The 8,709-nt window shown below is 71.5% G+C and carries 6 protein-coding genes; 3 read left to right on the top strand and 3 right to left on the bottom strand.

The features are described from left to right. Positions 1-268 precede the first annotated feature (268 nt). Together AB0C29_RS21360 and AB0C29_RS21355 are read left to right on the top strand one after the other, a co-directional pair. Positions 269-1,597: a GH1 family beta-glucosidase gene (locus AB0C29_RS21360; RefSeq protein WP_360822612.1), complete on the top strand. Its 1,329-nt coding sequence runs from the start codon at positions 269-271 to the stop codon at positions 1,595-1,597. Continuing rightward, positions 1,594-2,817: an MFS transporter gene (locus AB0C29_RS21355; protein ID WP_360822610.1), complete on the top strand. Its 1,224-nt coding sequence runs from the start codon at positions 1,594-1,596 to the stop codon at positions 2,815-2,817. Before AB0C29_RS21360 ends, AB0C29_RS21355 begins: the two co-directional genes overlap by 4 nt. On the opposite strand, the gene AB0C29_RS21350 is transcribed toward AB0C29_RS21355, so the two are convergent. Together AB0C29_RS21350 and AB0C29_RS21345 are read right to left on the bottom strand one after the other, a co-directional pair. Further along, positions 2,814-4,811, bottom strand: a complete 1,998-nt coding sequence (locus tag AB0C29_RS21350; RefSeq protein ID WP_360822608.1) for a hypothetical protein — start codon at positions 4,809-4,811, stop codon at positions 2,814-2,816. The genes AB0C29_RS21355 and AB0C29_RS21350 overlap by 4 nt on opposite strands. 192 nt (positions 4,812-5,003) lie before the next feature. Then, on the bottom strand, positions 5,004-5,849 hold the full coding sequence (locus AB0C29_RS21345; RefSeq protein ID WP_360822606.1) for a transporter substrate-binding domain-containing protein: 846 nt from the start codon (positions 5,847-5,849) through the stop codon (positions 5,004-5,006). A 110-nt stretch (positions 5,850-5,959) separates the two neighbouring features. Between AB0C29_RS21345 and AB0C29_RS21340 the strand changes: the two genes are divergently transcribed. Further along, on the top strand, positions 5,960-7,534 hold the full coding sequence (locus AB0C29_RS21340; RefSeq protein WP_360822604.1) for a methyl-accepting chemotaxis protein: 1,575 nt from the start codon (positions 5,960-5,962) through the stop codon (positions 7,532-7,534). A gap of 14 nt (positions 7,535-7,548) precedes the next feature. Here AB0C29_RS21340 and AB0C29_RS21335 read toward each other — a convergent pair. Beyond that, positions 7,549-8,709, bottom strand: a 1,161-nt coding sequence (locus AB0C29_RS21335; protein ID WP_360822602.1) for a gluconolaconase, incomplete at its 5' end; no start/stop codon positions are given.

The following is an 8,709-nucleotide window of genomic DNA, read 5'->3' as shown; positions in this document are numbered from 1 at the left end:
CTCCAGGGGCTCGGCGAGCTGGGCGGCCCGCGCGGCGACCCCCGCGGTGTGCCGCCAGCGGTTGCCCAGCGGGGCCAGCAATTCGTACGCGAGCTCCTCGGCGGTGTCGGGGAGCGTCGACAGTCCTGCGCGCATGGCTAGATGCTAGGGACCTGGACATGAACGGCAGTTGTCCAGGACAAGACCTCCTGCTGAATCCGGTCGCGGCGACGACTTACCAACGGCCCCGGCGGTCACTAATATGAGCTCCTCTCACTTCTGAGGAGTCATGGCCATGGATGCGCTGCCCAGCTTCCCGTCGAGCTTCGTGTGGGGCGTCTCCACCGCGGCCTATCAGATCGAAGGCGCCGTCAGCGAGGACGGGCGCGGCCCGTCGATCTGGGACACTTTCGCCCACACCCCCGGCCGGGTCCGCGACGGTGACACCGGCGACGTGGCCTGCGACCACTACCACCGGTGGCCCGAGGACGTGGCGCTGCTCAGCGAGCTCGGCGTCGACGCGTACCGGTTCTCGATCGCCTGGCCGCGCGTCCAGCCGGACGGTTCCGGGGCGGTCAACCCGAAGGGCCTGGACTTCTACGACCGGCTGGTCGACGAGCTGGTGGCCCGGGGCATCGCCGCGGTGCCCACGCTGTTCCACTGGGATCTGCCCCAGGCACTGGAGGACGCCGGCGGCTGGCTGAACCGCGAGACCAGCTACCGCTTCGCCGAGTACGCCGCCGCGGTCGCGGACCGGCTCGGTGACCGGGTCAGCCGCTGGATCACACTCAACGAGCCGATCGTGCACATGGCCCAGGGCTACGCCTTCGGCACCCACGCGCCCGGCCGGGAGCTGATGTTCGACGCGCTGCCGGTGGCCCACCACCAGCTGCTCGGGCACGGTCTCGCGGTGCGCGCCCTGCGAGCGAGCGGGGCGGCCGAGGTGATGATCACCAACAACTGCACGCCGGTGGTGCCCGCGAGCGACTCGGAGGCGGACCTGGCCGCCGCGGCGGTGTACGACGGCTTCCACAACCGGCTGTTCCTCGATCCGGTGCTGCTGGGCGAGAGTCCGCTGCTGGACGGCGCTCCCTGCGTCCGGGACGGGGACCGGGAGATCATCGCGACCCCGCTCGACGCCCTCGGTATCAACTACTACAACCCGACCCGGGTCGCCGCCGCGCCCGAGGGGTCGCCGCTGCCGTTCGAGATGCTGCCGATCGAGGGCGTCCCGACCACCGCCTTCGGCTGGCCGGTCGTCCCCGGCGGGCTGCGCGACCTGCTGGCCGGACTGCACGACCGGTACGCCGGCACGCTCCCGCCGATCTACATCACCGAGAGCGGTTGTTCCACCGTGGACGAGGTCACGCCGGACGGGCGGATCCACGACACCGCCCGCATCGACTACCTCGACGGTCACCTGCGCGCGCTGCACCAGGCGATCGGCGAGGGCGTCGACGTGCGCGGGTACTTCGTCTGGTCGCTGCTGGACAACTTCGAGTGGGCCGAGGGGTACCAGCAGCGGTTCGGGCTGGTCCGCGTCGACTACGACACTCAGCGCCGTACCCCGAAGGACTCTTTCGGCTGGCTGCGGGCCGCCCTGCGGGACCAGAGATGACCGCGCCCGTCGCGGCGGTGGAACCGGCGCGGGTGGGCGCCCGCTGGATCGGCCTGCTGTCGCTGGCCAACCTCGGGCTCTGGATGGGCTACTTCGGGCCCCTGCAGGTGCTGCTGCCCAACCAGGCGCAGGACCTGGGCGGGATCGACAAGACCACCGCGCTGGGCATCATCACCGGTGCCGGCGCCCTGGTCGCCGTCCTGGTCGGACCGATCGCGGGCGCGCTGTCGGACGCGACGACGGCCCGGACCGGGCGGCGGCACACCTGGATCGCCTCCGGAGCCCTGCTCGGTTGCGTGGGGCTGGCCCTGCTCTCCGGGCAGCGCACCCTGATCGGGCTGACCCTGTGCTGGTGCGTCGCGCAGGCCGGCCTGAACACGCTCCAGGCCGGGCTCTCCGCGATCGTCCCGGACCGGACCCCGGTGCGGCAGCGCGGCCTGGTCTCCGGCTGGGTGGGCCTGACCCAGTCGATCGGCGTGATCCTCGGCGTCCTGCTGGTCACCCTGGTGGCCGGCGGCTACTTCCTGATCGGCTCGCTGGTCGTGCTCACGGTGGTGCCGTTCCTGCTCTTCACGCCGGACCCAGCGGTCCCGGCCGGCGGCGCCCCGCGGGTCACCCTGCGCGGGCTGGCGGCCGTGTACCGCTTCAGCCCCCGGGCCAACCCCGACTTCGCCTGGGCCTGGGCCACCCGCTTCCTGGTGCAGCTCGGCAACGCCATGGCCACGCTGTACCTGCTGTACTTCCTGCGCGACCGGGTGCACCACAGCAGCCCGGAGGACGGGCTGCTGCTGCTGATCCTGGTCTACACCGGCACGACGGTGCTGACCGTGGTGGCCGGCGGCATCGTCTCGGACCGCACCGGCCGGCGTAAACCGTCGGTGATCGTGTCCGGCTACGTCATGGCAGCCGCGGCCGGACTGCTCGCCCTCTGGCCGACCTGGACCGGCGCCCTGATCGCCGCCGCCGTGCTGGGCCTCGGCTTCGGCGTCTACCTCTCCGTCGACCAGGCCCTGATCACCCAGGTGCTCCCGACGGCCGAGGACCGGGCCAAGGACCTCGGCATCATCAACATCGCCAACTCGGCGCCGCAGGTCCTCGGCCCGGCCCTGGCCTTCCCGATCGTGGCCTACCTCGGCGGCTACCCGGTCCTCTACCTGGTGGTCGCCGCGGTGACCGTGCTCGGCTCGGTCCTGGTCACCCGGATCCGCTCGGTCGACTAGCTTGCCGCGATCGCCTGCTCCCACATCCGGGTGTAGGCCTCGGCTCCGCTCATCAGCTGCTGCCGCAGCAGGGGTCCGTCGCTGCCGGCGTGGCGGATGAGATCGGTGGTCCAGTCCGCGTAGAGGCCGTACTGGGCCACGCCGTCGGTGTTGAGGTCGAAGGTGCGCGAGCCGTAGACCTGCTTGCTCACCGTGGTGCCGTTGGGTGCGGTGAACGGGTAGGTCAGCGGGTCGGTCCCGCGCGGCGGCGCCTGCGGGCCCAGGCCGTTGACGTCGCTGCCGAAGCCGTAACCGGTGATCGAGGCGCCGTGCGGCAGGGCCTTGTTGGCGCGCCACTCGGCGAGGAAGCCGGGCTCACCCTCGGCCGGGTCGGCCGCGAAGGCGTACGAGGCCACGAAGCCGCCGCGGGCCATGATCCGGTCGACCAGCGCCCGGTCCGCCCACGTGTGCACCGAGGTCACGCCGGGGTAGCGGGCCGCGTCGACCAGATCGAGCACGGCCTGCGCGGTCTTCACCCCCATGTGGTCGATGTGGATGATCATGCCGCGGCTGATCATCTGCTGGATCAGGTACGTGCCCAGCGTGGTCAGCCCCCGGGTGTTGCAGATCTTGCCGCTCGGGTAGACCGGCAGGATCGCGCCCGCCGGCAGGCCGAGCGGGCCCAGCTTGAGCAACTCGGCGAAGTCGTCGCTGACCAGCGGCTGCTCGTTGTCGGACGGGCCGGTGCAGCTGGTCGCCGTCCACCAGTGGCCGGTGGAGAGCAGGTTCGCCACGTTCAGTGCCGCTCCGGTGACCCCGGCGTCGAACCGGGTGCCGCCGAACGCGTTGTCGAACTTGTGCACCGGGTACAGCCCGGAGACGCCGATCGCCTGCAGCTCGTCGAGGCCGGCGTCGATGTCGGCCCGGGTGCACTGGGCGACGTCCTTGATCTCGCGGCAGCCGAAGACCTCGGAGTTCTCCACGCCGACGAGCACGGCCAGCTTGCCCTGGGCCGCGGTGGCCCGGACCTGCGCCGGTGTCTTGGCGATCCGGAACCAGCCCTTGCCCTTGCCGCCGTGCTGGGCGTCGATGTAGTCCTGCATCGAGGACAGGTACGTGGCCTGCACCCGCAGCTGATCCATCTCGTCACAGGACGTGTCCCGGTACGGGAACAACTCACAGATCACCCGGTTGGCGACCAGCAGCGCGTTCAGCACCCGCTCACCGGAGCGCCAGGCCCGCTCGATGCTGCGGTAGTACGACTGCTCGTGCAGCAAAGAGTTGTGCTGCGGCCAGTCGCCGAAGGTGGGCCAGCCGTCCTCCGCGGAGTTCACCACGTCGGTGCCGCCGATGATGCCTTCGAACAGCGCGCCCACGTTGAGGCTCGCGTGTGAGGAGCAACCCGCGAGGGCGTCCCGTACGCCGCCCGGGGCCCACGCCTCGCCGCAGTGCAGCCGCCCGCCGAACGCGGCGCCGGCGGTGATGTGCGCGTGCGCGTCGATCGTGCCGACGAGTTTGCCGCTGCTGTCCACGCCGGGTGCGGCGGTGCCGCTGACTCCCGGGTCGACGTCGGGCGGGGTGTAGCAGCCCGAGGCCGGGGTGAGGGCGACCGTGTGGGAGCTGCCGCCCGCGCCGAGACTCCACAGGAACGAGCCCATGATCTGGCCCGTGGCGGTGTTGGTGAAGCGGTACTTGTCGCCGCTCACGGTCACCGTGTAGTCGGCGCGGTCGCCGTACGCGTCGCCGGCCAGGATGAAGCCCGCGACGCTCTGGTAGGCCGGGGCCCCGGAGGCGTCGAAGAGCTCGTAGCGGGCCAGCTGGGTGGCCTCGAGCCGGAACGGCGTGGCGGCCGAGGCGGAGCCCGTGAAGCCGTAGCCGGCCGAGCTGCGCACCACATAGCCGAGGGCCCGGGAGCCGTCATAGACCTGCAGGGCGGCGCAGGTGCCGTCGAGGGCGTCGGCGGCGGCGGTGATCGGCGCGGCGGCGGCCGCGGTGGGGGACACGGAGAGAGCCACTGCCGGTAGGAGAACGGCGAGGGCGAACGCGAGGGGTCGGCGGCGGAGGGGGAAAAGTGGCATGGGGGCACCCGCTTGACTCACGCTGGACTCGCTCCAGCAGCGCGAACGTCAGCAAAGACTGTGCTCGACGTCGATGTCTGTCAAGGTGAGTGCGAGAAACATTCACTTTGTCCGATGACGCTGGAGGGGTCACGCGCCGCCGTTGATGGCCCCCGTACGCAGGGCGCCCTCCTTGACCTTCCACTTGGCCAGCAGCTCGTCGTAGGAGCCGTCGTTGATGAGCGCGTATAGGGCGGTCTGCACGGCGGTGGCCAGCTCCTTGCGGTCCTTGGCGATGCCGATCCCGTACGGGATGGCCTCGATCTGGGGCCCGGAGAGCTCGAGGGCCGGCATCTTCTCGACGTCGAGGGCGGCGATCGGGAAGTCGTTGAGCGCGGCCTGGGCCTTGCCGTCGCGCACGAACGCCGACGGTGTGTCGGACAGGACGACGGTGAGCTTTTTCGCCCCGCAGTCCTTCTTCTGCGCCTCGGCCATCTCGACGAAGACGGTCTCCGGCTGGGCGGCCACCTTGCGCCCGCACAGGCCGCTCATGCCACCGATGTCGCCGACGCCCTTGGGGACCACGATGGACGTGCCGGCGTTCAGGTAGTTGACGAAGTCGGCCTTCTTCTGCCGTTCCGCGCGGTCGAACATCGACGACATGGAGAAGTCGATCTTGTGGGTCTCGACCTGGTCGAGCAGGTCGCCGAAGCCGACGTTGCGCCACTCGACCTTGAGCCCGAGGCGCTGGGCGATGGCCTCGCCGAGTCCGACATCGAGCCCGGCAAAAGTCGGGCCCTGCATGAAGGTCATCGGCTCGAAGGTGGGATCGGTGCCGCCGATGAGCACACCCGACTGCCTGATCGAGTCGGGCAGGGCGGCCCGGGCCTCGGCGAGCCGGTCCACCGGACGGCCGATCTCCGGCTCGGAATCCGCGCAGCCGGCCGCCGTCGCGAGGGTCACCGCGACGCTCAGCAACAGGGGAACGATTCTCATGAGACCTCCTGGGCACGCCTAAAGGTTTGTTCGGCCGGGGTCCCGGGAGCCTGAGCGGAAGATGCCCGGTATGAGGGTATTTCGGATAATCTGGCGGTGAGGAGGTCCCCGTGACGTTCACCATCCGGCGGCAGATCGCCGCCCTGGCCGTGGCCGGCTTCGTCCTGGTCATCGTGGCCGGCGCGATCGGCTACCGTGGCACATCCGCCATCGCCGCCCAGCAGGCCACCGCGCGCAACTCGGCCGCCGCCCTGCAGGCCGTCCAGTCCGCGGACCTGGCCCGGGCCCTGTTCCGGGGCAACGTGCTGGCCGCGCTGGTGACCAACAACGCAACCGAACGCCAGACGGTGCTGGACCGCCTGGGCGAGAACGTGGCGCAGGCCCGGGCCGGCATCGACGACGTGATCCGCTACGCGCCCCAGCTGCGGGCCCAGGCCGACGGCGCGCTGCCGGTGTTGGACCAGCTGATCGCCTCCGGGCAGCGGATGGTGACCCTGGCCAGCCGGGTCGCCTCGGACCCGACCCGCTCCGGGGCGCTGGCCGCCCGGCCCGCGTACGACGAGGTCGACGCGAAGGCGGCGCAGACCCTGGACGCGCTGAAGGCGGCGATCACGCTGCGGGTGAAGCAGTCGTACGACGAGGCCAACTCGGTGGCGACCAGCGCGAAGCTTCTCACCCTGGTCACCGGCCTGCTGGCGGCGATGGTGCTGGGCGGCGCGGCACTGTTGCTGGCCCGCCGGATTTCCCGCCGGATGGACCACTGCCTGTCGGCGGCCCGGTCGATCGCAGCCTACGACCTCACGGTGGACGCCACCCTGCCCGGCGGCGACGAACTGGCGCAGCTCGGCGGCAGCCTGAACGCGATCGTCGGCTCGCTGCGCCAGGCCCTGATCGAGATCGGCGGCAACGCGGGCTCGGTGGCCGCCGCCTCCGAGGAACTCACGGCGACCAGCCGCCAGCTGTCCCAGGGCGCCGGTACGGCATCGTCGGAAGCGGCCGAGGCGAGCCGCGACATCGGCCTGGTGACCTCGAGCGTCGAGGAGACGACGGCGGCGGCCCGCGGGCTGGAGAGCTCGATCCAGGACATCACCACGGCCGTGACCGAGGCCGACACGGTGGCCAAGGAGGCGGTCGAGCTGGCCGTCACCACGAACCGCACCATCGACCGGCTGCGCAGCTCCAGCGAGGAGGTGTCCGCGGTGGTCAGCATCATCACCTCCATCGCGGAGCAGACCAACCTGCTGGCCCTGAACGCGACGATCGAGGCGGCCCGCGCCGGCGAACAGGGCAAGGGCTTCGCCGTGGTGGCCGGCGAGGTCAAGGACCTGTCCCGGGAGACTGCGTCGGCCACGGGCGACATCGCGGCGAAGGTGACGGCGATGCAGACGGACACGGCGGGGGCGTTCGAGGCGATCACCCGGATCAGCGAGGTGATCGACCGCATCGACGAGCTGCAACGCTCGATCTCCACGGCGGTGGACGCCCAGACGACCGCGACCGGGCAGATCGTGTCGAGCATCGCGGCGGCGGTGACGTCGGCTACCGGCGTATCGGACTCGATCGGCCGGGTGGCCGACACGACCACGTTGACCCACGAGGCAGCGACCCAGACGGAAGCGGCGGCGGTCGAGCTGTCCCAGCTGTCGCAGCAGCTACGAATGGTCTCCGACAAGTTCCGCCACTGACCGGTTGTCGGAGCTCAGCTCGCGGTCACGCGGTAGACGGCTCCGGCGAGGTCGTCGCTCACGTACAGGGCTCGGTCCGGGCCCTGCACCGCCATGACCGGGCGGCCCCAGCGTGAGCCGTTCTCCAGCTGGAAACCGGTCAGCAGCGTCTGCTGCGGGCCCAGCGTGCCGTCGCGCCAGGCGAAGAACGAGACCTCCGGCGGCCGGGGCGGGTTGCGGTTCCACGAGCCGTGGATGCCGGCCAGGGCGCCCGGTCCGTACTCTCCGGCCAGGCCCGGCGCCGTGGCGAAGCTCAGTCCCAGCGGCGCCGAGTGTGCGCCCATGCCCTGCTCGACCGGGGGCAGCGCGGCGCAGTCGAGCTTCGTGCCGCCCGGGTTGTTCTGGATGTCGCGGACGAACGGGCGCCGGGTGTAGCTCAGCGGCGAGTCCTTGGCCCCGGGCTCCAGGTCGGGCTCCGGGTTGCAGTACGGCCACCCGAGGTCACGTCCCTGCGTCAGCCGGGCCAGCGGCTCGAACGGGTGGTCGTTCACGTAGTCCTGCATGACCCGGCCCTCGTCCGAGTCACCGTCCCCGTCGTAGTCCCGGTCGTACGGGTACTCGATGTTGTCCCGGTTGTTGACCGCCGTCCACACCGCGCCGTCGGGGTCGACCGCCAGCCCGGTGCCGTTACGCACCCCGCGCGCGAAGACCGTGGGCGTTCCGCCGCTCGCCGGGGCCCGCAGGATGGACGCCCGCTCGGGGGTCGCGTCCCGGTCCTCGGCCGACACGTTGCCGGTCGAGCCGACCGAGACGTAGAGGGTGCCGTCCTGGCCGATCGCCACGCTCTTGAGCGCGTGCGCGTAGGCGCCGCCCAGGTCGGGGCTCTTCGCGTCGGGCAGATTGTCGATCACGACCCGCCGGCCCGACACCGCGCCGGCGGCGTAGGTGAAGGCGTCCACCTGGTCGCTCTCGGCCACGTACAGCGTGTTGCCGGCGAAGGCCAGCCCGTGCGGCTGGTTCAGCCCGCTGACCAGGGTGCGCTGCACCGGCGCGGCGTCGCCCGGGCTCGGGACCAGCTCGACGACATCACCGGACTTGGGCCGCGAGACCAGCAGCCGGCCGTCCGGCGTCCAGGTCAGCAGCCGGGCGCTGGGCACCCGGGCCCAGACGGTGACGGTCCAGCCGGGCGGGGCCTG

Origin of the sequence: Actinoplanes sp. NPDC048791 (assembly GCF_040650095.1) — a bacterium.
Lineage (GTDB): Bacteria > Actinomycetota > Actinomycetes > Mycobacteriales > Micromonosporaceae > Actinoplanes.
This window is presented reverse-complemented; position numbering and strand designations above follow the sequence as displayed.